The following is a 26,155-nucleotide window of genomic DNA, read 5'->3' on the forward strand; positions in this document are numbered from 1 at the left end:
TGAACGGATTAACGCAAGAGTTTACTTGGATTTAACGATTTTTTTTTCGTGGGGTGAGGAAATCTTTTTCGAGGGCTTGGCGAGAAGGTCCTGCGGCATAACCTCAGGGTCTGAGACGGGAGCGGGGTTCAGGCGAAGCTCCGGTGCCCAGATGGGCTCCATAAGCGTTTGTTTGCACAAGCGCTGCCATTCAGTGGAGGTGAGCTCCTTCTTGACAACGAGGAAATGATACATGATCTCGCTGACGACATTGGGCTGCACGTACTGCAGTACATCGAGCTCTTCTTGTTCGTACCATTCGGTCGAATACGGAGGCTCGTAGAAGCGTTCCATGCGCAACAGGCGAAAATCATAAGGGATCTGTTCCACGGCATATCCGGGAATCGGCGGGCAGGTTGGGCTTCCAGGCGGCTGCGTGAAATGCGGGGTTACATAACGCGGCGTGTATTCGTCCCATTTTTGTTTGAGATAAGGGTTGGAGGCGTGGCGAAAATGATGGGCATAGGGGGCCAGCACGCAGAGGATGGCCTGATGGCGGCAAATTCGATAAATTTCGGACAGCATGAAGACAAAATCGTGCAAATAGGGCAGACTGCGGCTTGCCATCACAAACTCTACACTGTTATCGGGCAGCGGAATGCCGTGATTCAGGTCACAGACCAGATCAACGCCGGGGAGCTGTATGCGATCGATTCCGTAGAATTGCCGATGCTTATGACGGCCGCAGCCCAAATCGACATACATGCGAATTCCTCCTTTGCATCGAAGCACAATGCCTCATGCTATAATGTATGGTCAGGCTGCAAGGTCGTCCCTGCTTGTGCCTAACCTTTGGAAAAAGAAAACCGCCGCTCCCGGGACGGGAAGCAGGCGGCTCAATGCTTAACCTTTGACGGCGCCGATCATGACGCCTTTGACGAAATATTTTTGCACGAACGGGTAGAGAATGAGGATCGGCACTGAAGCGACCATAATGGTCGCATACTTGATCGTCTCCCCAATCTGGAATTGGTCGGCGGCACTGGCGCCGGAGGACATGGAGTCGGTATTGTTCGCGATCAAAATTTCCCGCAGCGTCAGCTGCAGCGGATATAGGGCGCGATCTTTAATGAAGATGGAGGCGTAGAACCAGCCGTTCCATTTTTCCACGGCATAGTAGAGAATCATCACCGCAATGACCGGCATGGACAGCGGTACGATGATGCGAAACAGAATCGTAAAGTGGTTGGCGCCATCCATTTTGGCGGATTCCTCGAGACTCTCCGGTACAGACATGAAGGCGGTGCGCATAATAATCAGGTTGAACGTATTGACGGTAAAAGGCAAAATCGTCGCCCACAGGGAGTCAATCAGGCCTACGCCTTTGACTACAAGATAAAGCGGGATCAGACCGCCGCTAAAGAACATGGTCAGGATGACGATAAACATAAATACGTTGTTCCACATCACATTTTTACGGGAAAGCACGTAGGCGCCCAAGGATGTGACAACCAGATTCGTCGCGACGCCGAATACGAGAATAAACAGCGTATTGCGATACCCGGTCAGGATCGCGGGGTTGTGGAACACGCTTTTATACGCTTCCAGACTGAACCCGAGGGGCCTGTACAGAAAGCCTTTGTGTGTAACGAGCTGCAAGCCGTCGCTAAAGGAGGCGAGGGCGACGTACAGCAGCGGATACAGCGTGACCACGACAAGCATGAGCAGCAAAACGTGAATGATGACATTAAAAGTGCGATCCGATAAGCTCGTTTTCATCTCAGCACCTCCTCCCTTACCATAGGCTGTTCTGGCTGATACGCTTGCTGATTTTGTTGGCGGCGATCAGCAGGGCCAGGTTCACGACGGAATTAAAGAGACCGACGGCGGCGCTATAGCTCCAGCCGAACTCAATGAGACCTTTCCGGTACACGAACGAAGAGATGACATCTGCCGTATCGTACGTGCTCGGATTGTACAGGAGAATGATTTTCTCGAAGCCGACATTGAGCATATTCCCCATCCGCAAAATAAACATAATGGAAATGGTCGGCAGGATGCCGGGCAGCGTAATGTGCCAAATCTGCTTGATTCGGGAAGCGCCGTCGATTTTAGCCGCTTCATACTGCTCCTGATCAATGCTCATTAAAGCGGCCAGATAGATGATCGATTCCCAACCGATTTTTTGCCAGATTTCCGATAAAATATATATGGTTCGAAACAGCTCGGGCTTCTGCAGCATCGCTGTATCATTCATGCCAAAGTAAGTTAAAAAGTTGTTGATGAGACCGCCATTGTTCGTAAAATCCTTGATCATGCCGGCAATGACGATCAGGGAAATGAAGTAAGGCATATACGTGACGGTTTGGACAAACCGCTGAAACTTCTTGTTCGCGAGCTCGTTGATCAGAATCGCCAGAACAATCGGGGCCGGAAACTCAAAGCACAAGGAATACAGCGAGATCAGCACGGTATTTTTCAAAATGCGCCAAAAGTAGTACGAGCTGAAGAAATCATGGAAGTTCTGCAAGCCAACCCACGAGCTGCCGGAGACGCCCTTGATCGGTGTATACTCTTTGAAGGCGATCAGCGCGCCATACATCGGTGCGTAGTGGAAGGTCACATAATAGGCCAGGACAGGAACCATCATGAGGTATAAATATTTGTTGAGCAGGAAATCGCGCTTGAAACGAGTCGCAAAGCTTGCTTCCGCCGTTTTACGCATGAGATCTCTCCTTTCGCCGCGAGTTTGAAAAATAGAGCAAAGGGGAGGAGTCGACTCCTCGCCCTCCGCAGGTCAAGCTTAGCGTTTGTTATAGCGGTCCAAGGAGGCTTTCTTGATTTCAATGGCGCGATCGAGTTTAACGGATTTGAATTTTTCGACGTATTTGTCGAAGGCATCCACAGGCTCTGTGCCTAGAATGATTTTCAGCGTCATTTCGTCAACCAATGTATCGATGTCAGTCATAATTTTCGCAAGCTCTGTACTTTCTTCAGGCGTAGCGGTAATTGGCGGCAGCTTGTGCTTGTCAACATCCGTTTTCGACCAAGTTGTTACGGCATCGCGCTGTGTTTGCAGGGCAAGATACTGTTCGATATAGCGTTTGTCTTGCACGAACGGTCCGTTGTGATTGCCGCGGATATAGAGCGCCATCGCTTGCGCAGGAGCCAGTTTATCCGGATTCTTCATCAGCAGATCGGTGTATTTCGGATAGTTGTTCTCCATGTTATAAGAAACACCGGCTGTACCGAAGTTGAAAAGCATATGGCCTTCATCGGAGTAGCCGTAGTCCAGCAATTTGGCTGCAAGCTCAATGTTCTTGGAGCTGGCGGTGATCGCCACGGAACCGCCCGGGGCGTTGGCAGGGTCTTTTTGGCCGTACATCGCAATATCGCCTTTTTTCAGCACAGGATACGGAGCGCCGATGAGCACGCCTTTCGGATCTTTGGCCGTGATCAGCGGCTGCCATTTGCCGATACCGCCGCCTGCGTTCTGTACCGTGACGCCGGTTGCGCCGGAAGCCATATTGGCATCCAAGGCTTTGGAATCTGCCGTCGCGAAGTTTTTGTCAATCAGACCTTCTTCATACCATTTATGGAACGTTGCAAGGAAGTCTTTGTACCCTTTTTCGGCAGGTCCAAATTTGATGGCGCCTTTATCGTCGATGAAGAAGTCACGGGTGACGCCGAATGCACTGGCGAAAGCGCCGTTAGCAAGCTCGTTGAACGGTCTTGGCACGGAGACGACGGAGAACGCTGCCGTTGCGCCTTTCTTTTCTTTAAATGCTTTCAGCGTCGTATACCAGTCGTCGATCGTTTGCGGAACCGGCAGACCCAGATCGTCGAGCCAATCTTTGCGCACAATCGGCCCTTGGAAGACACGCAGATAGTCGTCACCGCGGATGAACGGGAACACATAGTAGCTGCCATTGTCCGTTTTCACTTGCTTGTCGACATCCGGGTGTTCTTTCAAATATTTCTTGAAGTTTGGCGCATATTTATCGATTGTATCGTTAAGCTTCAGAATATAGCCGTCTTTGATCGCCTTCTCCGGGCCGCCCGGGAAGTCGCCTTGGAAGTTGAATTCAATCATGTCCGGCAGATCGCCGGAAGCCAGCATGACGTTCAGCGCTTGCTTGCCCTGATTCGTCGGCGGGGTCAAGAATTTCAGGTTGACGCCGGTCGCCTTCTGCCAATTTTGATAGAATGGCACATCGGCTTGCGCGGATTTCACCCCGACCAGATTGCCGGTAATTTCGGCCCAGTACGTTAATGTTTTATCCGTTTTCAGCGGATATGTGACAGCGGCGGCGGCAGGACTGGTTGTCGTACCGGAACCGCCGGAGGAAGCGGCAGGACTCGAGCTGCCGGAAGGCGACGAAGAATTAGACGAACATGCAACAACGAGACTTCCCATTAAGGATGTAGCAACAAGCACAGTGAATACCTTTTTGTTTCTTTTCATGAGACGACCTCCTTGAAAAAGATGGGCTGAGCTTCTGCGTCTGGTCTAGCTGTGTTGATAATCCAACTATATGATAACGCTTTCAAAATAACTATCTTGAAAAAAGCCAATCGCGTCTCGAAAATTGGGTTCATGCTCTACAAAATGTCCAATTCCTTCTTGAAAAAAGCCAAAATGGAGGCGGAATCATCCGTTTATTTAAGAAAAAGGGCCGGTTCTCACCGGCTCCTGCTTTGTTTTGCGCCTATAGGATGGTCTCATCTTTGCTCAACCAATTCTTTGTATTTGCCTGGCGTAATGCCCTCTACCTTCTTGAAAACGCGGATGAACGCGTTAATATCGTTAAAGCCGACCCCATAGGCGGCATCGCCGACCGATTGTTCCTCCTGCATCAGGAGCTGCTTGGACTTCTCGATCCGCACTTTGTTGATACGGTCCAGCAAGCCTTCGCCGGCATGGTCCTTGAATAACTTGGACAGGTAGGTCGCTTTCCGGTCAAAATGGCTGCCGATCATGGACACATTCAGATTCGCATCGGCGTAATTGTGCTCAATGTAGCTATTCACTTGATCGACGAGCTGCTGCATCGCTTTCTGCTTGGTCAGCGTTTGGGCATGCTGGCGCTTGGAAACGGTGTGCGCGCACACAAGTTCGAGCATCTCACTCAGCTGCTGCTTGATTTCATCCTTGGACTTGCTTTGCAGCAGCCGCTCGACCTGCTTCGGATGGCGAATAAAGAAGCTTTCCTGCAAGCCGCCGGTATCGTTCAAGCAAGTCATGAGCGTAGACAGCATATTTTGCAGCAGCAGTCGCGTCATGGCAATCGAACTGCCGGCATCTTGAAAATTTCGGTCTAAAATTTCGTTTATAATGTGCTGGGCTTCCGTAAGCTCCCCGAATTTGGCGGCATTGAGCAGTTGCTGTTCGAGCTGCATCGGATAATAATAGCCGCTTGGGTTGTCGCAGGCCGTATGCGCGATGAGATCCGGATACGCAAGAATATCGGCGTCTCCCACAACAAGCTTATAGGTCATCGCATCAAGCGCTTCAAGGAACGCCTGCGGCACGAACTGGATATGCTCATAGGTGCTTGAGATGGAAATCGTCAGGTTTATGCCGTACGTGGAAGCCAGAAACTGCCGGGCTTCGTCGGCAATGCGCACGAGCTCGTTCTTGGCGCTTTGCTCATCCTCCATCGTGAGGTTTACTAAGCAGGCCAGTGAATCGTCGATTTCAGCGGCATAGCCGCGGTGCTGAGCGGAGAGCAGCTCTTCTACCACATTGCTGACGATGAAGTGCAGCAGCTTCCATTTCTCTTCCTCCGTTGACAGGGTGACGCGTTCAAAGAACGTTTCGCTTTTGTCCACGACGAACAGCATGACGGCGAATTGCTTCCGGTCGAGCTTCATCTCGAACGTAGTGAGCGCTTCGGCGACCGGGATTCGTCCGTCGAGCTTGCCGCGAAGCAGCTTCTCAACGAAATGGGAGCGGACGATGTGCCGCTGCTGCTCCATTTTGCTTTTGAAATCGGCCATTTCATCCAGGGTATGGTTTACAGCTTCTTGGATAAAATGAAACTCGTTAAACCGGTTGGCCGATTGCAGCACTTCCTTCTTCGCGAATGCCTGGACAAGCCGGCGTACGGGATGATAGTTGCGGCGAAGGAAGAACAGCGTCAGAATGCCGCCGCCCAGCAGCGAGATCAGCATACTGAGATACGTCAAATTCCGAACGTGGGAAGCCTTTTGCCAATAGATCGCACTTGGCATGATGGAGACGTATTTGAGCTTCGAACGCGGAGACTGAATCGAGAAGACCTCGTACTCATCGCCGTTCGGGGCCGTGTAATTGAAATTCGGATTCGCAATTAACTTGTCGTATGGAAAAGTGGCAGGCATCGCGATCTCCGAATTGGAGGCGAGCACTGTATTGAATTCATTCAGAATCAACACATGCCCCTCATTGAAAACCTCCATGTTCTGAATGGCACTCAGAATGCGCGATTGATCCACCATGATGACGTTTGTCGCACTCGGTTGCCCGTGATCGAGCGGATACGTGCTGATGTAGGCGACGGACTTCTGCAACGAATTGTCTTCCGCAATGCGCGTTATCGGAATGAAGCCTTTGAAATTCGGTTGGGTCATCATTAATTGCCAAGAGTTGTAAGACCATTTATTGTTCTTGTGGAGCGTCTCATAAGCAAATTCTGTCGTCCGGACCGTCGACGGCAAAATAACGGATTGATCTTTATTCAAATAGATGTAAAAGGAATCGATTAAGGGATAGGAGGTTTTGTACTGCGCAAGGGTGCGGGCAATTTGATAGGTGTCGTATCGATAGTCTTTGGGAAAGGCTTCGTATTTATTGGAATAGAGCAGTTCTTGCAAGTTGACGTTCCATGTAATTTCAAAATTCAGCTGTTCCATCGCTTTAAACTGATTGTCCATCACTTCGCGGACTTGCTTGAGGAGAGAATCGTTCGCCTGTTGAATTTCTTCCTTGAGCGTCCGATTGGATTCAAAGTAGAGCAGAAGCCCGATCACGACGGGCAGCAGCAAAATCACGATATACGAAATCAACCAGGTCAGCACGATGCTCTGTCGATTAAAGAAGAGAAGTTTTCGCATGTGAACAGCCCCTCTCTATGTCAATGAAATATCGTTTGCAACTTAGAAATGATAGCGTTCTCATTCTATTGTAGGCCCTTCCTCACCTTGCGTCAACGACGGAAAGTGAGGTGTGCCGATTGCTAGTCAATCGTTTGATAGCGCTCTTTGCCGAAGAAATAGTAGAAAAGCAGAGAGATGAGCACATAAATAACCGCCGTCACGCAAAACGCATACGCATAGCCCAAATAACTCCCGTAGCGGGAGACGAGGCCTGTACTTAACGGAGAAGCGATGAACCAGCCCAAATTGAAGACCGCTTCTCCCGATGAGGAGGCGAGGCCGCGGAGCGAGCGGTGGACGTAACTCATTTTGATGGAATTGTAAAAAGGGTTCGCGGCATTCATTAGCGCCTGCCGGAACAAATACCCGCCCGAGGACAGATAGAAATTGGCGGAAAATGCTGTCAGCAGCAGAAACGGAATCGAGCTGAGCTGCAAATACACGACAGATTTGACCTCTCCGTAGCGTTTGGCGATCATGGGTCCGATCAGGAAGGCGACGGCTGTCGCGGCTTGTCCAAGGGCGACCACGATGCCGATTGCAGATTTGGAAGCTTCGAACCGGTCTTCGAAATAGACGTTCAAGTATGGTACAATCATGCCGCCGCCGATCGAGGAGAGCAGGCCCAGCATGCAAAAGATCGCGATCACCTGCAGCGAGGTCTTGTGCTCTTTTACAGTCAGCCGCCAGTTCAGTTTCTCGCGCCTAGGCTGCTGTTCCTGCCGGCTTTTATCAAATAAGGACATCGGAATGACGCCGAGCGCCGCGATGCCTATGCCGATGAGCAGTGTCACTTGCAGGCTGTGAATGTTTTCAAGGCCGAAGCCGAAATGAAATAAATCGCAAAGCACGCCGCCAAGTGCGATACCGATGACATTCGCGAGCATAACGAGCGCCATGTTCAAGGAAAATAGGTGAACGCGCTGCTCCGGCGTCGAGTTGTTCGCCATAAACGGCAGGATCGTTGCGGAGACGACGGCCAGCGCCATGCCGCCAAGGAAAGCCGCGATCAACATGCCGTGCTCCACTTGGATGAGCGATCGCGCGGTAAGCGCCAGGATGGTGAAGATCAGCCCTGCGGAGATGACCTTCTTGGGTCCGAAGCGATCATTCATAATGCCGGCGGGAATCAGGATGATTGCTGCCGCCAGCGCCGACATGCCGACCATGCTGCCGACCGTCGTTTGGCCGAAGCCAAGGCTTTTGACATAAAGATTGTAGACGAGTCCGAACATGGATATGCCTAGATTCCAAACGAAATTGAACCAGAAAAATAACTTAATATTGCGACTATACCCAGTCAATTGGTACTTCCATTCGCGAAGCAAAGTGATCATGATGGAGATTTCCTTTGTAATTGTGTCTAAATTGTAAGCGTCTTTTCTATTCTACCACTGGTAAATACTTTTGAACACGGGAAACACTTGATATTCGATGGGATCTGTATAATAATAAGTAATCTAATCTACGAAGCAGGGAGTACGAGAATTAAAATGTCTACATCAACAAGTGTCGTGACAGAAGAACAAAAGCCGGATCTGGAGCAAATTGAAATTTGGAAATGTAAAGCGACAGAATGTAAAGCATGGGTTCGCAAAGAGTTCGTTACGGAAGCTGTACCGACTTGTCCGCTCTGCAAAGGTCAGATGGTGCGCAGCTATAAGCATGTGCCGGTGACAACGAAAAAAGGGAACAAGAAGTTCCTGGTAGGCAAAAAAAGATTCTAACGAGTTCCGAGAAATCGAGAGATCATAAGCATCTTCGTGCGAGGCGTGAAGAGTGATGCTTGTGATCTTTTTTGCTTTTCTAGCAAGTATCCGGTGAGACAGGCATACGCTCTACTAAAGGGGGCGATCGGCATGTCGGAGAGCGACTGGAAGCTGAGCGAGGATTCCACGCGGATGATTCAAGAATTAATTGCACGCAAGATGAAATGGGATAAACTGAAGGGACGGCAGCCGATTTTGTCCATTGCGGCTGCGGGGATCGTGCTGTTCGTGCTTTATGCGTTATATCGCACTGTGATTGCCAAATCAGGAGGCAACGCCCTGCTGATGCTCGATCTGCTCATTGCCAATAGGCTGCTGTGCGGGGGGCTGCTGGTTGGTGTTTTTCTAGTGATGTACGCATCTTTACTCGCCAAGAAGGTGGAGTCGGCCAAGGAAGACTACGAGAGTTTGAGAATTGAAACCATTGAGCGACTGGAGGCTTCCTGGTTGAAGGAAGAAGAAAAATCCGCTTCGCGTGATCAGCTGTCCTCCTTCCTATTTCAGCGATATGCGATTAATATAGGATATAAGAGTTAATTTCAATGCGGAGGAGTTTCGTGTGGTGGCGTATTCATGTCAATTTGTACAACATGTAGAAAACAGTTGGAACCGGCTGCCGAGCGAGAAGCTGACAGGCGTTGTGGCTGGCGAGCCGCCGCGGCTTGAAACGACTTTCCAGGCTTGTTGGACCGAAGACAGCCTGTACATCCGGTTTCTTTGCGAAGACGATCACGTCGTCGCTACGATGACCGAGCACGACGATCCGATCTACCAAGAGGACGTCGTGGAAGTATTTGTATCGCCGACAGGGAAGCTGACCGATTACTACGAGTTCGAAGTGAGCCCAACCGGCGTGCTATTCGATGCTTTCATCCATAACCACCTGAATGGTAGTATCGATGGCGACATTGCTTGGCATGCACCAGGCTTTCGAGCGGAGATTACACCGTATGCCGAAGGCTGGGTTTCGTACATCATTCGCATTCCATTCGCCGACCTGGACGGTCGGGCTATGCCGGCAGACGGCGAAACGTGGCTGTGCAACTTTTACCGGATCGACGACGACCGTGAAGGCAATCGCCACTATTGGGCCTGGTGCCCGACCGGACAGATCAATTATCACGTGCCGCAGAAGTTCGGCCAGATGGTGTTCGAGCGGAGAGAAAATTACTGACTTTTTGCAGGAACCCCGGGTCGTCCCCAGAATCGAGTTACCCCCACAATAACAGCTTGACCAACCTCGCTCGCCTCGTGCCAAAACAGTATGCCTTGGCTCGGAGCGAGTGGGGAACCAAGTATCGTGACAAGTGAACGTAGAGCAATCTACTCGACTCGAGGTAACGTGACAAGTGAAACAGAGCAAGCTGCTCGAGGTAACGTGACAAGTGAATCAGAGCTTTTACACTCATACTGCAACAAGCTAATCTCCCAGCATTCGCTCCAAGATCAGCAACAAGCTAATCTCCCGCCATCCGCTCCAACTTCAGAAACAAGTTAAACTCCCGCTTTCCGCTCCAAGCACAGTAACAAGCTAAACTAACGCCCATCCGCTTCAAGCATCAGCAACAAGCTAATCTCCCGCCATCCCCTCTCCAAGCACAGCAACAAGTTAAACTCCCGCCATCCGCTCCAAGCACAGTAACAAAATGTATTTCTGCAGTAAATTTGCCGGAAAGCGGCTGTGTCGAGAGAAGTACCTGCGTTTCATACAGGTAATTTAGCGTCATTCCTTCTATCTCGCCTGAAATTGGCAGCGAAGTCGGAAATCTAATGTAGGTTTTACAACTTGTAATTGAGTGGCATCGTGCGCCTGCATTACGCAGGCGCAGCCGTCCCCAGCACCGCCTGCAGGCGCTGGAATGCCCAGATTAGCTCCTCCTGCGTAATCGTAAGCGGAGGAGCTAGGCGAATCGTATGCTCATGGGTCTCCTTGCACAGCAAGCCGAGCCCCATGAGCTTCTCGCAGTAGCCCCTCGCCGGCATCGTCAGCTCGATGCCGATAAACAGCCCGCGCCCCCGCAGCTCCTTGATCAGCGGGGAGCGGAGCTCGCCCAGGCGCTGGAGCAGCCCAGCGCCCAAAACCTCGGAGCGCTCGGCCAGCGCCTCGCGCTCCAGCACCTCCAAGGCGGCAACCGCCACCGCGCACGCGAGCGGGTTGCCGCCGAACGTCGAGCCGTGTGAGCCGGGCTCAAACACGGCTAAAACCTCCCGATCTCCGGCGACCGCCGAGATCGGAAGCACGCCGCCGCCGAGGGCTTTGCCGAGCAGCAGGAGGTGGGGGGTGACCCCCTCCCAATCGCAGGCGAAGCGGCGGCCGGTGCGGCCGAATCCCGTCTGGATCTCGTCGGCCGCAAATACAACCCGATTCGCCTCGCACAGCTCGAAGCAATCGCGCAAGTACCCCGCCGGCGGGATGATGATGCCGGCTTCGCCCTGGATCGGCTCGACGAGGAAGCCGGCCGTGTTCGGGCCAATCGCCGCGCGCAGCGCCTCCACATCCCCGTAGGGGATGATGCGGAAGCCCGGCGTAAACGGCCCGAACCCGCGCCGGTACGCCGGCTCGGAGGAGAACGACGTCACGGTGATCGTCCGCCCGTGAAAGTTCCCTGCGCAGACGATGATCTCCGTCTGCCCGTCCGGGATGCCTTTGACGTCGCAGCCCCAGCGGCGGATCGCTTTAATCGCCGTTTCGACCGCCTCGGCGCCGGTATTCATGGGCAAAATCATCTCCTTGCCCGTATACGCCGCTAATTTTTCATAGAATTCGCCTAACATGTCATGATGAAAAGCTCTGGACGTCAGCGTCACCTTACCGGCCTGCTCAAGCAAGGCGTTCAAGATGTGCGGATGCCGGTGTCCGTGGTTGAGCGCCGAGTAAGCACTGAGCATATCCATATAACGACGGCCTTCCGGATCCTCGACCCATACGCCTTCGGCCTTTGAAATAACAATCGGGAGCGGATGATAGTTGGCGGCTCCATACTTCTCCGTTTGGCGGATAATCGCGTCGCTGCGGTTCGTCATGCGCCATTCCTCCTTCGGGGACTGGAAGTGCCCAGCCTCATACCTTATACTATTCTCGAGGAGGGAAACGTTGCCAACGGGCGAGGGTTTGTTTGACTGAAAACGCATACTACTGGCTATTCCGTTCACACTAAGAAACAGGCCTTATCGCAGCAAGACAACCTGAAGAAACGGGGAAGGTGCACAGCATGAGCTATCGCATTGAAAAAGATTTTTTAGGGGAAAAACAAGTACCGGCAGACGCCTACTACGGCATTCAAACGATGCGAGCCGTTGAGAATTTTCCGATTACCGGCGTTAAAATCCATGCCGAGCTTATCACCGCGCTGGCGGAAGTGAAGTATGCCGCGGCAATGGCGAATATGGACACCCACATGCTGCCGCGTAAAATCGGCGATGCCATCGTAGCCGCAGCCGCTGAAGTACGGCAGGGAAAATTAATCGAGCAATTTATTGTGGATTCCATCCAAGGCGGAGCGGGAACCTCTATCAATATGAATATGAACGAAGTGCTGGCGAATCGTGCGCTTGAGCTGCTCGGCGAAGAGAAGGGGCAGTATTTTCAGTGCAATCCGAACAATCATGTGAACATGTCCCAGTCTACGAACGATGCGATCCCGACAGCTATCAAAATCGCCGCCTACCGGCTCTCCGAAGAACTGATCACGGCGCTAAGCTCGCTGCAAGCGGCATTTGCCAAGAAGGAAATCGAGTTTGACGATGTGATCAAAATGGGACGCACCCATCTGCAGGACGCCGTTCCGATTCGAATGGGGCAGGAGTTTGGGGCGTATGCCCGCGTGCTGCAGCGCGACATCAACCGGATCAAGCATGCGTCCAAGGGACTGCTAGCGGTGAATATGGGAGCGACCGCTGTGGGTACGGGCCTTAACGCCAAGCCCGCTTATGTGGAGAGGGTGCTGTATTATTTGAAAGCCGAGGTCGGCATTCCGATTGAATTGGCGGAGCATCTGGTCGACGGCACGCAAAATATGGACGCCTACACAGAGCTTTCGGCTTCGCTCAAAGTGTGCGCGGTCAATTTGTCCAAAATCTGTAACGACATCCGCATGATGGCCTCCGGCCCGCGGGCAGGGTTGGGCGAACTGAAACTGCCGCCAAGACAGCCGGGCTCATCGATTATGCCTGGCAAAGTAAACCCCGTCATGCCGGAAGTCGTCAATCAAGTGGCGTTTCAGGTCATCGGGAACGATCATACGATCTGTTTGGCGTGCGAAGCGGGGCAGTTCGAGCTGAATGTGATGGGGCCGGTGCTGGCGTTCAATCTGCTGCAATCGTTAAAAATATTGCGCAACGCCGCCGCGGTGTTCGAGCAGTTTGCTATTGAAGGGCTTGAAGCCGACCGGGAGCGCTGCAAAATGTATGTGGAACAAAGCTTCGGCATTGTGACGGCGCTGAATCCGCACCTGGGCTACGAAGTAGCAGCGCAGCTTGTTAAAGAAGCGCTCAAAACCGGCATGACGCTCAAAGAGTTGATCCTCGAACGCGGGCTGCTGACGCCGGAGGAAATTGAGGAGATTCTGAATCCTGTGCAGATGACGACGCCGGGAATTGCCGGTGAGCGGCTGCTGCATTTGGAACAGTAGGTCATTTTGTTGGAGACGCCCCTTTCCACATCTATTAATTGACCAATGGTTCAAAAAATACCAATCGATTGCCGAAAGGATCTGTCAGTCTCACCTCGCGGGTCTGCCAAGGCGTTGTTTCAATTCCCGGGCGGGAGTAGGCATGCTGCTGGCTGAGAAGACGGGTGTGAAAAGCGTCCAAATTCTGGATCTCAATGCGGATTGCCGAGCCCGGCGTGCAATCGCCGTAGTGTTCCGATAAATGCAGCTTAAGTGCCCCGAGCACCACTTCCATATAGAGCGGCATGTCCGGTTCGAAGCGGTGCTCCCAGACCAGCTTGAAACCGAGGTAGTCGAGATAGAACTGCTTGGCTTTATACTCGTCGAACATTCGGAGAATCGGAGTAACGTGAAGTACAGTCGGTGCCTCTGGCATGTGGCGTACAACTCCTCGCGCAGGTATTAAAGTTAGTGTAGAATCCGCCGTCAGATTTGGCAAGCGAACCTTTCTGAGTCCAAGGGATAATGGTCAAAAGATGAGCCCCGGCGCGCCAATTCAGGCGCTGCCGGGGCTCTTGCCGCCGTCATCCTCACAAAATCGCATCTCCCATGAGCGAACAGATGAGACCCGCCGTCAGCTCGGACGTCGTATTCTCCCGATCGAGCAGGGGGTTCACTTCGACGAATTCAGCGGACGTTACGATACCGGATTCGCACAGCATTTCGACGGCAAGGAACGCTTCGCGGAACAGGAGCCCGCCTTTCACAGCCGTGCCTGTGCCTGGCGCTTCCATCGGGTCGAGGGAGTCGACATCGTAACTGAGGTGAACGCCATCCGTCCGGTCCTTTAGATAGTTGATCGCTTCTTGCATGACAACAGCCATGCCTTTGCGATCGATGTCATACATCGTATAGCATTTGATGCCGAGCGAACGAATTAGCTTCTTCTCACCTTCGTCCAGCGAGCGGGAGCCGATGAGCACGACGTGTTCGGGCCGGATTTTCGGCCGGATCTGCAACAGATCGGTAAGCAACGGATGGCCGAGCCCGAGGCTGACCGCAAGCGACATCCCGTGGATGTTGCCGGAAGGGCTCGTTTTGGCGGTGTTCAGATCGGAATGCGCATCGATCCAGATGACGCCGAGCTTGCGGTAATGCCGCGCGAGTCCGGCGATCGAGCCGATGGCAATGCTGTGGTCGCCGCCCAGCACAAGCGGGAAGCGGCCTTGCTGGACGGCCCTCGACACCTGCTCGGCGAGCTTCGAATTCAAGGCCGCGATTTCGGCCAAGTAATGAAGATTGGCCGTGTCTGTCTGTGCGCTTAGCGGCTTAACGCCGCCCGGATGTAGCGCCACTTCTGCCGTTTGAATATCGGTGAAGCCGAGGATGCCCAGGCTTTGCAGCAAGCCGGCTTGCATAATGGCTTCCGGGCCCTGGCTTGCCCCGCGGCAAGCGGCGCCAAGATCGAAAGGAACGGAGATCGCAGTCAGTTTAGGTTGCGTACGCATAGGAACATCTCCTCCTGGGGTGATGCTTCTTACTTTACTATATGATGCCAGGCTGCCATTGTTCCCAGGGCATAGCTTCCCGGCAAAGGAAAAGGTACAGCACACGGAGCTCTGAAGCCCTGCATGCTGTACCTTTCGTTGTTTAGAACGCCCAGTTGCCTTTGCGGAAGATTGGCTCCACACGACCATCCTTGTGCTCACCGTCAATATCCATCTCGGCAGAGCCGATCATGAAATCGACGTGGATCAAGCTCTGATTAAGGCCAGCCTGCAGCTGCTCCTCATTGGACATCGTCGTTCCTCCCTCCAGACAGGTTGGGAACGAGCGGCCCAGCGCCAGGTGGTTGGAGGCATTCTCGTCATAGAGCGTGTTGTAGAAGATCAGATTCGAGTCCGAAATCGGCGAATGATGCGGCACTAGAGCGATTTCGCCCAGATGGCGCGCGCCTTCATCGATTTCAATCATCGCTTTCAGGGATTCATAGCCTTGCTCGGCCGAATACTCGGTTACGCGGCCCTGCTCGAACGTCAGGCTGAAGCCATCGATGAGACTGCCATGATAGCTTAGCGGCTTCGTGCTGCGAACCGTTCCGGAAGTGCCCAAGCGATGCGGGGAGAGGAAGACTTCCTCCGTTGGGATATTCGGGTTGAAGTCAAAACCGCCGCGTCCGTTCGTCGCAGAGCCGCCGCGCCAAATATGATTGTCCGGGAGTTCAACGGTCAGATTCGTGCCCGGCGCGCGGTAGTGAATTTTGTGGAACTGCTTTGCGTTAAGCTCTTCGCGTTTGCTGCGCAGCGTTCCATTATGCGCAAGCCATGTGGCGACCGGATCCTCCTGATCGACGCGCGTCGCTTTGAAGATGGCGTCCCATAGGGCGCTTACAGCGTCGTCTTCCGCAAGATCCGGGAACACTTTCGCCGCCCAGGCAGGGGATGGTGCCGCGATGATCGACCATGTCATATCGTAGGTTGACATGCTCTCCCGCCATTTGACCAGCAAAGGGCCGGCTGCTTTGGAATTGGCTGCGATGCGGGCTGGGTCGATGTCTTTCAACAATTCCGGATTGTCGGCATTGATCCAGAGGTAGGCACCGCCGGTTTCGGCAAGCTCCGTCAATCCCTGCGCCCGCCAAGTCGGATACTCGTTGAACGCTTCGTCCGGTGCGAGGGTATAACGGATTTGCGTGCAGATTTCATCCTGCCATTCGATATGTACGTGCTTGGCGCCGGCTTCATAGGCTTTGCGGGTAATGGAACGTACGAACGCGGGATGTTCGATCGGCGCATGGATCCACAGCGTCTGGCCAGGCTGAATGTTTAGCGCAACCTTGACGGTCAGCTCGGCGTATTTATCCAAATTGTGTTCAAAGCTCATGAGAACTCCTCCTTGATTGCCTTGATTTCTTGCAGATCTTGCTAGCAGTGTAGCGCTCTTGCCTGCGACTGTCAAATATTTTTTACCGTTGGTTAATAAGGTTTTCGAATGGAAATTTGTCAACTGTTTACACTAGAGTGAGGAGGTGGGAGCTATGCTGCGTTTTGAATGGCTAGCAGGCTTGTTACTGCTTGCCCAGCCCGGTGCAGCGCCGTTTCAGTTAACGGATGATGCGCAAACCGGTCAGCGCGCCGCGATCATTCAGCGGGAACCGTATACAACCCGCTTGCTTGATATACCGCTGGTTGATCCGGTCAAGCTGGAGCGCCTGGTCGGACAGATGGAAAAGGCCGTCTACCGAAAGCCGATCAACGCCACGATTGGCGATAATGGGGGCATCGTTAAGGAGTCCCCGGGTGCCAGGCTGAACAGGCAAGCATTTATCGATCAATTTTATGCGAACTATTACGCACGCGAACCGCTGGTCATTACAATTCCTTTTCAAGCGATCTATCCCAAAGTCGACAGCGAGCTGCTCGCAAGTATCCGCGTTCGCCCGATTGGGTATTACGTGACGTATTTTAACTCCCGCAATCACCACCGTTTTACCAATCTGAAGCTCGCTGCGCAGGCGATTAACAATTACGTGGTCCTGCCTGGAGAGACGTTCTCCTTCAATCAGGTCGTTGGTATGCGGACGCGCGGCCGGGGGTATATGTCAGCCAAGGTCATCGTGCGGGGCGAATTCTCGGAGGGGATCGGAGGCGGCATCTGCCAGATTTCTTCGACGTTATACAATGCGGTGGACCGGGCGGGGCTGCGAATCATTGAACGCTACTCACATAGTCGTTCTGTGCCTTATGTGCCGCACGGAAGAGATGCGACCGTCAACTGGGGCGGTCCGGATTTCAGCTTCCGCAACGACTACAACGAAGCGGTGTTAATCCGGGCGCATGCTGGGGGCGGGCAGGTGGTCGTTCAACTTTTTTCCTCCGAGAATATCTCGGTTAAACCTCGGCATGTGCCGGGAGCGGCCAAAGCTGTGCCGGAAGAAGTGGAAATTGAGGACCCCGGTGAGCCGATGACGACGCAATAGTCAGGTCAATATCTGCATATTTCACAAAATCTAAGCAAAAAATCACAAGAATAATACAGCCCCCTTTGCTATGATAGAGGATAGAGTGAATAGCTTGAGAAGGGTGGAACATGAGACTTATGAAAACGTTTTTAGATGAGAATTTCTTGTTAACGAATGAAACGGCTGTACGTCTATTCCATGAATATGCGAAAGAGTTGCCGATTATTGACTATCACTGTCATCTCAGTCCGCAAGAAATTTATGAGAATAAACAATTCAGCAACATTACGGAAGCTTGGTTGTATGGCGATCACTACAAATGGCGTTTGATGCGTGCAAACGGCGTTGAGGAGTCCAAAGTGACTGGCGAAGCAAGCGATTATGAGCGGTTTGCTGCTTGGGCGGCGACCGTTCCGATGGCGATTGGCAATCCGCTGTACCACTGGTCCCATATGGAGCTGCGGACGTTCTTTGGCGTAAATGAGCTGCTGAACGCGGAGAATGCCTCTGTCATTTGGGAAAAAGTGAATGCCAAGCTGGCGGAAGGCAAATCCCGCGCGCGCGATCTCATTACAGATTCCAAAGTTACTGTGATCTGCACGACCGATGATCCGGTGGATTCCTTGGAATACCACATTAAAATCAAAGAACTCCCCGACTTCAACACGCAAGTGCTGCCGTCTTACCGTCCGGATAAAGCATTGGAAATTAACCGTGCAACCTTCCTGCCGTGGATTGCGCAGCTCGAGAAAGCGACAGCAACGGCGATCCGCTCCTATGACGACCTGCTCGCAGGCCTGGAAAGCCGTGCATTGTTCTTTGATTCCGTCGGCTGTAAAGTGTCCGATCACGCGCTTGACTACGTGCCTTTTGCCGAAACGACCAAAGAAGAAGCGGCTGCCATTTTCGCAAAAGGACTGGCGGGACAAGCCGTTTCTCTGGAAGAGGAGAAAAAATACAAAACCTATACGCTGCTTTTCCTTGGCGGCATTTACAAGAAGCTTGATTGGGCGATGCAGTATCACATGAACGCAGCCCGCAACAACAACGCGGATGCGTTTGCGAAGCTCGGTCCGGATACCGGGTTCGACGCAGTCGGCGACAGTCCGGTAGCGGTTGCGCTGCAAGGCTTGTTATCCTCCCTCGCCGTGGCGGACAACCTGCCGAGAACGATTTTGTACTCGCTGAATGCGCGTGACAATGAGATCCTTGCGGCGCTCATGGGCTGCTTCCAAGGCGGCGGCACTGCAGGCAAAATCCAGCTCGGTGCAGCTTGGTGGTTCAACGATACGAAAGACGGCATGATTTCGCAGATGAAATCGCTCGGCAACTTTGGCTTGCTTGGTCGTTTCGTCGGCATGCTGACGGACTCCAGAAGCTTCTTGTCCTATACGCGCCATGAGTATTTCCGCAGACTCCTGTGCAACATGATCGGTGAGTGGGTGGAAGCGGGCGAGTTCCCGAACGACGAGGCGCTGTTGAAGCAGTTGGTTGAAGGCATTTCTTACAACAATGCGAAAGAATATTTCAAATTCTAGTATAGTGCTAGCGTGTTAGAAGGCAGTGAGTTTGCATATGAATCGTTATGGAGAGCAAATAACGAGTTGATGGAGGGGACCCCCATGTCATTTTTTGACAAAGTCAAACAAGGTGCATCCGACGCTGCCAAAAAGGCGCAGCAAACCGTCGAGATTACGAAGCTGAAAGCGCAGATCTCATCCAAAGAGAAAGAGATTGAGAAGATTTACGGCCTCATCGGCGAATCCGTCTACACGGCCTATGTTGCCGGTGATCCATCGCGCTATGGCGAAATCGTGGAAAGCTACAGCCAAGGTATCGCCGCGGTGAAGCTGGATATTGAGGGACTCGAGCAGAAGCTGATCGAGGTGCGCGGCGAAAAAGAATGCGTCTGCGGCAAAGTCGTGCCGTCGGAAACGAAGTTTTGTTCGTCGTGCGGGCATCAGTTTGCCTAGACGCGCAGGATAGCATACAGAAAAGACAGTCTTTTGGGACTGTCTTTTTTGCTGATGACGTGCCGACCCCCTACACCCGCGTCATCTTCCTACACGCCATAGGCGTCTGCGACGTCACTTGCTTGAACACGCGCCCGAAATGCGCGACGCTTTCAAAACCGGCTTGCTCGGCGATGTCGATGACCTTCATTTTCGTCTCGCGGAGAAGCCGCTGAGCTTCGCGAACGCGTACGCTATTCAGGTACTCCACGAACGAGAATCCTGTCGTCACCTTGAAAGAGCGGCAGAAGTAGCTTGGCGAAATGTGGAATTTGTCCGAGATGGTGGCCAGGCTGAGGCGTGTCTGATAATGCTCGTTAATGTAAGCTACGATTTCAAAAATTTTCGGGTGACTCGCCTGCGGCTGCTCGTCTGTTGCTTCCTGCGAGTCGATCAGACGCGTACAAAACACCAAAAGCTGCGTCAGCAGCGCTTGGCTGCTCAACTCCCAGCCGATCTGTTTGTGCTGCTGTTCGCGCAGCAGGGTGAACAACACATTTTCCGCAAACATCCGGTTTGCACCTTTTAGCGAAAAGATGCGCTGCTTGTCCCGGAACGCCGCCAACGCCAATTCCTTGGACGGCTGGCTCAGATCGTGCAGCCATCGGTCGTTGAAGCTGACCAGGATCCGTTCATGTGCGGCGATGTCGGCATCCAGCGTTTTGTGCAGTTTATTGCGGTCGATGAATACCAGATCCCCCTCCTGGATGAAGTAGGACCGGTCTTGTATAAAGTAATAACGTTTGCCGCTGAGCAAATAGTAGATTTCGTAATGGTCGTGAAAATGGTTCGCCGGCATCGTATAGGGCCGATCTCGGCGAAATCGTTCGATTTCATAACGGATCATCGGTTCAATCAATGGAGTCACCTTCTTTGTGTCTATGGGCTCCTTTTATTTTACAGCAAAATATGCAAGGAAATAAAGTCGTGAAGTAATATTTGATTAGAAACGCAACAAATCTTGTATTATCCTTAACGTAAGTAAGACATGACGAGAGGGGTATTCACGAATGGCGAAAAAGCGTTATGCATTAGTAGGAACAGGTGGACGAGCTGAGTTTTTCTATGGGGCGATGGTGAAGGATTTTAATGAAACGTCCGAGCTAGTCGCGATTTGCGATTCCAATCAAACCCGCATGAACTATACCAATAAGCTGCTCAAAGATAAATACGGTTATCATGAAGTGCCGACGTATAAAGCGGAGCGTTTTGAAGAGATGATCCGGACCGAAAAACCGGATTACGTGATCGTCACGACGGTTGACCGCACGCATCACACCTACATTATCAAAGCGATGGAGTTGGGCTGCGATGTGATTTCCGAAAAGCCGATGACGGTGGACGAGGAAAAATGCCAAGAAATCCTGGACGCGATTGAGCGTACGGGCCGTCAACTGCGCGTAACGTTCAACTATCGCTATGCACCGCATAATACGAAAGTTCGTGAACTCATCATGGACGGCGTCATCGGCGACGTGCATTCCGTTCACTTCGAGTGGCTGCTCAATACGCAGCACGGCGCGGACTACTTCCGCAGATGGCACCGGGACAAAAAGAACGGCGGCGGTCTGCTGGTGCACAAATCCACGCACCATTTTGACCTGGTGAACTTCTGGCTGGGCACGCAGCCGCAAACGGTGTTTGCGATGGGCGATCTGATGTTCTATGGCAAAGCGAATGCTGAGAAACGCGGCGAAACGAAGTTTTATCAACGTGCGACAGGCAATGAGAACGCCCAAGGCGATCCGTTCGCGCTGCACCTCGACAGCAACGAGCACTTGAAAGGCCTGTACCTGGATGCGGAGCACGAAGACGGCTACCAACGCGATCAAAGTGTGTTCGGCGACGGCATTTCCATTGAAGATACGATGGGCGTAATGGTCCGTTACAAAAATAAAGCGATCCTGACGTACTCCCTGAATGCGTATCTGCCTTGGGAAGGGTTCAATGTGCATATCAACGGCAGCAAAGGCCGCATCGAAATGCGTGTTGTGGAACAATCCTACGTGAATTCCGGCGGTAAAAAAGAAGACGAGGGCGCTTTGAAAGAGAAGTCCGTCAAAGTGTTCCCGATGTTCGCGGCTCCTTACCAAGTTGCCATTGAAGAAGGCGTAGGCGGCCACGGCGGCGGCGATCCTGTGCTGCTGAAAGATATTTTCGATGAGCCGGCTCCGGACCGTTTCAACCGCGCTGCTTCGCACGTGGATGGCGCGATGTCGATTCTGACTGGCATAGCGGGCAATATTTCCATGCGCACGGGCTTGCCGGTAAATGTCGATCATCTGGTCAAATTCAAATAAGTTCTCGATAGGAGCGATCACCATGTGGCAGCCGGATACGAGCTTGGAACAGCTCTATGAAGTGCATGAACATAGACGCAGGGAACGTCGGCAAAAAATGGGGGAATCTGCGTATAGCAGCTGGTTGAAGGATCGGTTGGCGGCATCGCTCCGGATGGAGGTCGAAGAGGAAGAGGCGCTTCGGCCTCTTCCTCTTGAAAGCGCGGAGCTGGAGGATCACATCCGCGAGCGGGTGGAATTCAGCACGGTGTGGGGCTTGCGCGTTCCGGCTTATGTGCTGAAACCGAAGGGACTGACAGCGCTAGCGCCCGCTGTGCTCGCGATTCACGGCCACGGCTACGGCAGCCGGCAGATCGCGGGCATGAATCCCGACGGCTCGCCGCACACCGGCCCGCACGATCTTCACGGCAATTATGCGCTGGAGCTGGTGCGGCGCGGTTTTATCGTACTCGTGCCGGAGGTGATCGGCTTCGGCGACCGGCGTCTTGCCGCGGATCAGCAAGTCGGCAAGGTCGGCAATTCCTCCTGCCAGACGCTGGCGTCGCATTTGGCGATGTACGGCGTCTCGCTGGCTGCGCTGCGCGTGACAGAGGCTGTCAAAGCGATCGACCTCTTAGCGATGCTGGAGGGCGTTGATCCCACCCGCATCGGCTGTTTCGGCTTCTCCGGCGGCGGCTTGATCGCGGCGTACACGGCCGCGCTCGACGAGCGCATTCGGGCGACGGTGCTGTGCGCCTTCGCCAATACGTTCAAAGACAGCATCATGCACGTGCCGCACTGCATCGACAACTACTTGCCCGGCGTGCTGACTTACGCCGAGCTGCCCGAATTGCTGGGCCTCCTGGCGCCGCGCCCGCTCTTTATCGCTTCCGGGGAAGACGACCCGATCTTCCCTGCAGGAGGCGTCAGGAAGGCGCTCGCCTTCCTGGAGGAGCGCTACGCCGCGCTGGGGGCGAGTGGGAGCCTCGCCTCCCATCTCTACGCAGGCGGGCATGAAGTGAACGGCAGCCAGGCCTACAGCTGGCTGGCCGGCGCCTTGCACGGCTAGACGGCCAAGCGGCGGTTCGACGTCTGATCCTAATCGATCAGGCGCCCCGAACCGCCGCTTTTTTCGCTCGATGTTAGATGTGTTCCGTTCCGTTGAGCTTAGCTGTCTCGTATTTATGAATTTCTTCCCGCCAGGAGAGGAAGCCGTTCTCCATCGCGCGGATCAGCATTTCGGCGGTCGCTACATTGGTTGCTAGGGGGATGCGCTGAACGTCGCAAAGGCGGAGCAGCGCCGTAATGTCCGGCTCATGGCCCAGCGCTGAAATCGGGTCGCGGAAGAAAATCAACATATCGATGTCATCCATGGCAATCATGGCGCCGATTTGCTGGTCCCCGCCAAGCGGGCCGGAGCGCAGTCGGATCACGTCCAATTTGGCAGCCTCGCTGATGCGTCTACCTGTCGTGCCGGTAGCAAACAACTGATGCTTCTGAAAAATGTGCCGGTAAGCAATCACAAAATCGACGAGCAGGTTCTTGTGGACATCGTGGGCGACTAAAGCGATATTCATGGTGATCATCTCCTTAGAATATGTTAGATAATATAACGCGAATGTATCGTTGTGTTCAGGATAACCGAAAACTCTCCTGATTTCAATCAAAATTTTGAACAAAAAAATCAAAACTTACGAGAATACTGCGTGAATCCGATTGCATTGTGACGCATTTGTGAATAAAAGTGACATAAACATGACGTGTTTAATTCTAAGAACCCGCCGATTCCGAGCTGCCTTCTTTCTTATCCCTTCGTTCTATGTTAACCTGTTAGAAGTCCTTGCGAGAGGAGAGTTAGGGTGAAGAAAATTTTAATCACTGGCTACCGCGCGTCGGAATTGGGGATTTTCTCTCTGAAACATGCGGGTATCGGGATTATTAAGAAGGCCATTCAGCGACGCTTGATTCCGCTTCTTGAAGAGGGGTTGGAATGGGTTGTCGTGAGCGGCCAGTGGGGTGTCGAGCTATGGGCGGCGGAAGCGGCGCTCGAATTAAAGAAAACCGACTATCCCCATCTGCAGTTGGCGGTGATTCCCCCTTTTTTGGAGCAGGAGGAAAAGTGGGGCGACGATAAGAAAGCCTACTACGCGAATGTTTTGCGCGGAGCGGACTATGTGAACAGTGTGACCAAAACGAAGTACGACGGCCCCTGGCAGTTCAAAGAGCGGGACAAGTTCCTGCTGCGCAATACGGACGGACTGCTGCTAGTCTATGATGAAGAAACCGGTGGGTCACCGCGATATATCAAACAGCAGGCGGAGCATTTTGGCGAGCGTCAGACGTATCCCTTGATTGTTATAAACAGCTACGATCTCGCGAGCGTCGCGGAAGATGAGCAGGGGGAACTTCCTGCAGACGAAGCGAACTATGATTTGTATCCGGCGGATCAAGGTTACGATGATGAAATATAAGAAAGTGCGGCCGCATCTGTTGCGGCTTTTCCTATTTTTCAGGCCCTTGAAGCGGTATTTAGCGTGAGGTTAATGATAAGATCGCAACTAGCAGGAGTCGCGGGTTCGATTGTTGAATTAGGATATGCACAAAAGTTGTCGGATCGAGTCATAATTTGATCAAAGTTTGATACTTTAGACCTATGATTTGACAAAAAGGGATTGTTTAATTAGGTGAATAGACTTATCATGAAGTAAGGGGTTACATTTTTTTTGTGCATTCGTTGCTATGATTATCCTTTACATACAGGATTTCTTGGATAGTCAGAATATTGGAAGAGGTGGCTCATATATGGAAAAATCATCATGGATCGGAATTGTTCTGGCGTTAATCTCGATTGGCTTCGGGATGGTGCTGAAAGGGGCGAGTCTCGCTGCACTGCTCAACCCTGCGGCGGCGCTCATTATTTTTGGCGGGACGACTTCGGCTGTGTTTATCGCGTTTTCATTAGATGAAGTGAAGAAAATTCCGAAATTGTTGAAAATTATTTTTTCCGAACAGAAGTTCATGCCGAAAAAAGAGTTAGTGGAAACGTTTGTCAACTGGGTGTCCATTACCCGGCGAGAAGGGCTGCTTTCCTTGGAGAAGCAAGCGGAGGAGCTGCAGGATCCGTTTATGAAGAGCGGCATGCGCCTCATTATCGACGGCAATGATCCGGATTTTGTGCGCGATGTGCTGCTTGAAGATATTGCCGAGATGGAGGCGCGTCATAAGAAATATGCGGGAATTTTCACACAAGCCGGTACCTATGCGCCGACGCTTGGGGTTCTCGGAGCGGTTGTCGGCTTGATTGCAGCCCTGGGGAATTTGAGTGAAGTGGAGAAACTTGGGCATTTAATTTCAGCCGCTTTCGTTGCGACGATGTTCGGGATTTTCCTCGGCTATGTGGTGTTTCATCCGTTTGCGAACAAGCTGAAGCAGAAATCGAAGAAAGAAGTGGAAATCAAATTAATGATTGTGGAAGGGCTCCTTTCCATCCAGTCCGGCGTTTCCGCCAATTCCGTGAAGCAGAAGCTGCTGATTTTCATTCCGAACAATGAGCGCGAAGCGTTCGAAGAGGGGATGAAGGAGGGCGCTGTGTCTTGAGTAAAAAGAAGAAGCATGAGGATCACGAAGAGCACGTGGACGAATCCTGGCTCATTCCGTATGCCGACCTGCTGACGCTGCTTCTTGCGCTGTTTATTATCCTTTTTGCCTCCTCTCAGTTGGATTCGAAGAAATACGATTCCATTATGCGGTCGCTGAATAATGCCTTTACGGGCGGTGAGGCGCCGTTCGCAGTTTCGAATCTCATCCCGATCAACGATGCGGCGAACTCGACGAAAAACAACAACAGCAATCAGAATCCGCCGACCAAGCAGGAATCGCATGTGGACAGTCAATTGGCCGCCAAGCTGCAAAAGGAAGAGAAAGATTTACAAGAGCTCAAGAAGAGCATGGATGCATTTATTAAGGAGAATGGGTTGACCGAGCAGTTGACGACGAAGCTGGATCAGGATAAATTAACGATTACAATCAGCGATAAAGCGCTGTTCGACTCGGGCTCCGCAACAATTAAGCCGGAATCGCAGCAAATTGCGGCAAATATGAGCAGCTTGCTGGCGCAATACCCGAACTATCAAGTTGAGGTGGCGGGGCATACGGACAACATTCCGATCAAGCGCGCCGATTTCGAAACGAACTGGGATCTCAGCGCCAAGAGGGCCGTCAATTTTATGAAAATTTTGCTGGTGAATCCCCAACTGCAGCCTTCGTTGTTCTCCTCCATCGGCTTCGGTGAATATCGTCCAGTGGCCGACAACGCGACGCTGGAGGGCCGGGCGAAGAACCGCCGGGTCGAGGTCAGCATCCTGCGCAGCATAAAAGCCCGTGATGCGATTGTACAATAAAAGTAAAC

At 52.5% G+C, this 26,155-nt stretch carries 24 protein-coding genes; 12 read left to right on the forward strand and 12 right to left on the reverse strand.

The genetic code is table 11. The features are described from left to right. Positions 1–21: 21 nt before the first annotated feature. From EJQ19_RS01595 to EJQ19_RS01620, 6 genes are all read right to left on the reverse strand, one after another. Positions 22–744 (reverse strand): methyltransferase domain-containing protein, encoded by a 723-nt coding sequence (locus tag EJQ19_RS01595; protein ID WP_126139462.1) that lies wholly within the window; start codon positions 742–744, stop codon positions 22–24. Positions 745–882: 138 nt separating this feature from the next. Then, a complete protein-coding gene (locus EJQ19_RS01600) occupies positions 883–1,758 on the reverse strand; it encodes a carbohydrate ABC transporter permease (RefSeq protein WP_126139463.1) in 876 nt (291 codons plus the stop codon). A 16-nt stretch (positions 1,759–1,774) separates the two neighbouring features. Beyond that, positions 1,775–2,704, reverse strand: a complete 930-nt coding sequence (locus EJQ19_RS01605; protein ID WP_126139464.1) for an ABC transporter permease — start codon at positions 2,702–2,704, stop codon at positions 1,775–1,777. 78 nt (positions 2,705–2,782) lie between these two features. Further along, on the reverse strand, positions 2,783–4,444 hold the full coding sequence (locus tag EJQ19_RS01610) for a type 2 periplasmic-binding domain-containing protein (protein WP_126139465.1): 1,662 nt from the start codon (positions 4,442–4,444) through the stop codon (positions 2,783–2,785). Positions 4,445–4,701: 257 nt separating this feature from the next. Then, positions 4,702–7,074, reverse strand: a complete 2,373-nt coding sequence (locus EJQ19_RS01615; RefSeq protein ID WP_126139466.1) for a helix-turn-helix domain-containing protein — start codon at positions 7,072–7,074, stop codon at positions 4,702–4,704. A 122-nt stretch (positions 7,075–7,196) separates the two neighbouring features. Then, entirely contained in the window at positions 7,197–8,453 is a 1,257-nt protein-coding gene (locus tag EJQ19_RS01620; RefSeq protein ID WP_126139467.1) for an MFS transporter, read from the reverse strand. 156 nt (positions 8,454–8,609) lie between these two features. Between EJQ19_RS01620 and EJQ19_RS01625 the strand changes: the two genes are divergently transcribed. From EJQ19_RS01625 to EJQ19_RS01635, 3 genes are all read left to right on the forward strand, one after another. Then, complete coding sequence (locus tag EJQ19_RS01625; protein WP_126139468.1) at positions 8,610–8,843, forward strand: cold-inducible protein YdjO-related protein; 234 nt, start codon at positions 8,610–8,612, stop codon at positions 8,841–8,843. Positions 8,844–8,975: 132 nt separating this feature from the next. Then, a complete protein-coding gene (locus tag EJQ19_RS01630; RefSeq protein WP_126139469.1) occupies positions 8,976–9,422 on the forward strand; it encodes a DUF2663 family protein in 447 nt (148 codons plus the stop codon). Positions 9,423–9,447: 25 nt separating this feature from the next. Beyond that, positions 9,448–10,059: a carbohydrate-binding family 9-like protein gene (locus EJQ19_RS01635; protein WP_164716266.1), complete on the forward strand. Its 612-nt coding sequence runs from the start codon at positions 9,448–9,450 to the stop codon at positions 10,057–10,059. 641 nt (positions 10,060–10,700) lie between these two features. Here EJQ19_RS01635 and EJQ19_RS01640 read toward each other — a convergent pair. Beyond that, complete coding sequence (locus EJQ19_RS01640; RefSeq protein ID WP_126139471.1) at positions 10,701–11,909, reverse strand: ornithine--oxo-acid transaminase; 1,209 nt, start codon at positions 11,907–11,909, stop codon at positions 10,701–10,703. A gap of 179 nt (positions 11,910–12,088) precedes the next feature. Between EJQ19_RS01640 and EJQ19_RS01645 the strand changes: the two genes are divergently transcribed. Beyond that, positions 12,089–13,516 (forward strand): aspartate ammonia-lyase, encoded by a 1,428-nt coding sequence (locus EJQ19_RS01645; RefSeq protein ID WP_126139472.1) that lies wholly within the window; start codon positions 12,089–12,091, stop codon positions 13,514–13,516. Positions 13,517–13,550: 34 nt separating this feature from the next. Here EJQ19_RS01645 and EJQ19_RS01650 read toward each other — a convergent pair whose 3' ends face one another. From EJQ19_RS01650 to EJQ19_RS01660, 3 genes are all read right to left on the reverse strand, one after another. Further along, positions 13,551–13,931: a glyoxalase superfamily protein gene (locus EJQ19_RS01650; protein WP_126139473.1), complete on the reverse strand. Its 381-nt coding sequence runs from the start codon at positions 13,929–13,931 to the stop codon at positions 13,551–13,553. A gap of 154 nt (positions 13,932–14,085) precedes the next feature. Next, the gene (gene rocF, locus EJQ19_RS01655) at positions 14,086–15,003 is read right to left on the reverse strand and encodes an arginase (RefSeq protein ID WP_126139474.1); all 918 of its coding nucleotides are present in this window, start codon (positions 15,001–15,003) and stop codon (positions 14,086–14,088) included. A 142-nt stretch (positions 15,004–15,145) separates the two neighbouring features. Then, positions 15,146–16,378 carry an aminopeptidase gene (locus EJQ19_RS01660; RefSeq protein ID WP_126139475.1) on the reverse strand — a complete coding sequence of 411 codons (1,233 nt, stop codon included), beginning with the start codon at positions 16,376–16,378 and terminating at the stop codon, positions 15,146–15,148. Positions 16,379–16,532: 154 nt separating this feature from the next. Between EJQ19_RS01660 and EJQ19_RS01665 the strand changes: the two genes are divergently transcribed. The 3 genes from EJQ19_RS01665 to EJQ19_RS01675 all read left to right on the forward strand — a co-directional run bounded on the left by EJQ19_RS01665 (position 16,533) and on the right by EJQ19_RS01675 (position 19,429). After that, positions 16,533–17,474, forward strand: a complete 942-nt coding sequence (locus tag EJQ19_RS01665; RefSeq protein ID WP_126139476.1) for a VanW family protein — start codon at positions 16,533–16,535, stop codon at positions 17,472–17,474. A gap of 119 nt (positions 17,475–17,593) precedes the next feature. After that, a complete protein-coding gene (uxaC, locus tag EJQ19_RS01670) occupies positions 17,594–18,994 on the forward strand; it encodes a glucuronate isomerase (protein ID WP_126139514.1) in 1,401 nt (466 codons plus the stop codon). A gap of 84 nt (positions 18,995–19,078) precedes the next feature. After that, positions 19,079–19,429 (forward strand): hypothetical protein, encoded by a 351-nt coding sequence (locus EJQ19_RS01675; protein ID WP_126139477.1) that lies wholly within the window; start codon positions 19,079–19,081, stop codon positions 19,427–19,429. Positions 19,430–19,499: 70 nt separating this feature from the next. Here the strand turns inward: EJQ19_RS01675 and EJQ19_RS01680 are convergent, their stop codons facing one another. Continuing rightward, positions 19,500–20,327: an AraC family transcriptional regulator gene (locus tag EJQ19_RS01680; protein ID WP_126139478.1), complete on the reverse strand. Its 828-nt coding sequence runs from the start codon at positions 20,325–20,327 to the stop codon at positions 19,500–19,502. 151 nt (positions 20,328–20,478) lie between these two features. Between EJQ19_RS01680 and EJQ19_RS01685 the strand changes: the two genes are divergently transcribed. Both EJQ19_RS01685 and EJQ19_RS01690 read left to right on the forward strand, forming a co-directional pair. After that, a complete protein-coding gene (locus tag EJQ19_RS01685; RefSeq protein WP_126139479.1) occupies positions 20,479–21,768 on the forward strand; it encodes a Gfo/Idh/MocA family oxidoreductase in 1,290 nt (429 codons plus the stop codon). A 22-nt stretch (positions 21,769–21,790) separates the two neighbouring features. Further along, a complete protein-coding gene (locus EJQ19_RS01690; protein ID WP_126139480.1) occupies positions 21,791–22,816 on the forward strand; it encodes a dienelactone hydrolase family protein in 1,026 nt (341 codons plus the stop codon). A 73-nt stretch (positions 22,817–22,889) separates the two neighbouring features. On the opposite strand, the gene EJQ19_RS01695 is transcribed toward EJQ19_RS01690, so the two are convergent. Further along, positions 22,890–23,324, reverse strand: a complete 435-nt coding sequence (locus tag EJQ19_RS01695; RefSeq protein ID WP_126139481.1) for a methylglyoxal synthase — start codon at positions 23,322–23,324, stop codon at positions 22,890–22,892. Between the two features lie 282 nt (positions 23,325–23,606). Here EJQ19_RS01695 and EJQ19_RS01700 point away from each other — a divergent pair, with 282 nt between their 5' ends. The 3 genes from EJQ19_RS01700 to motB all read left to right on the forward strand — a co-directional run bounded on the left by EJQ19_RS01700 (position 23,607) and on the right by motB (position 26,147). After that, the gene (locus tag EJQ19_RS01700) at positions 23,607–24,218 is read left to right on the forward strand and encodes an SLOG family protein (protein WP_126139482.1); all 612 of its coding nucleotides are present in this window, start codon (positions 23,607–23,609) and stop codon (positions 24,216–24,218) included. A gap of 331 nt (positions 24,219–24,549) precedes the next feature. Continuing rightward, positions 24,550–25,344: a flagellar motor stator protein MotA gene (motA, locus tag EJQ19_RS01705; RefSeq protein WP_126139483.1), complete on the forward strand. Its 795-nt coding sequence runs from the start codon at positions 24,550–24,552 to the stop codon at positions 25,342–25,344. Continuing rightward, entirely contained in the window at positions 25,341–26,147 is an 807-nt protein-coding gene (gene motB, locus EJQ19_RS01710) for a flagellar motor protein MotB (RefSeq protein WP_126139484.1), read from the forward strand. The genes motA and motB overlap by 4 nt, the downstream gene beginning before the upstream one ends. Positions 26,148–26,155: the final 8 nt, after the last annotated feature.

Origin of the sequence: Paenibacillus whitsoniae (assembly GCF_003955665.1) — a bacterium.
GTDB classification, from domain to species: Bacteria; Bacillota; Bacilli; order Paenibacillales; family NBRC-103111; genus Paenibacillus_E; species Paenibacillus_E whitsoniae.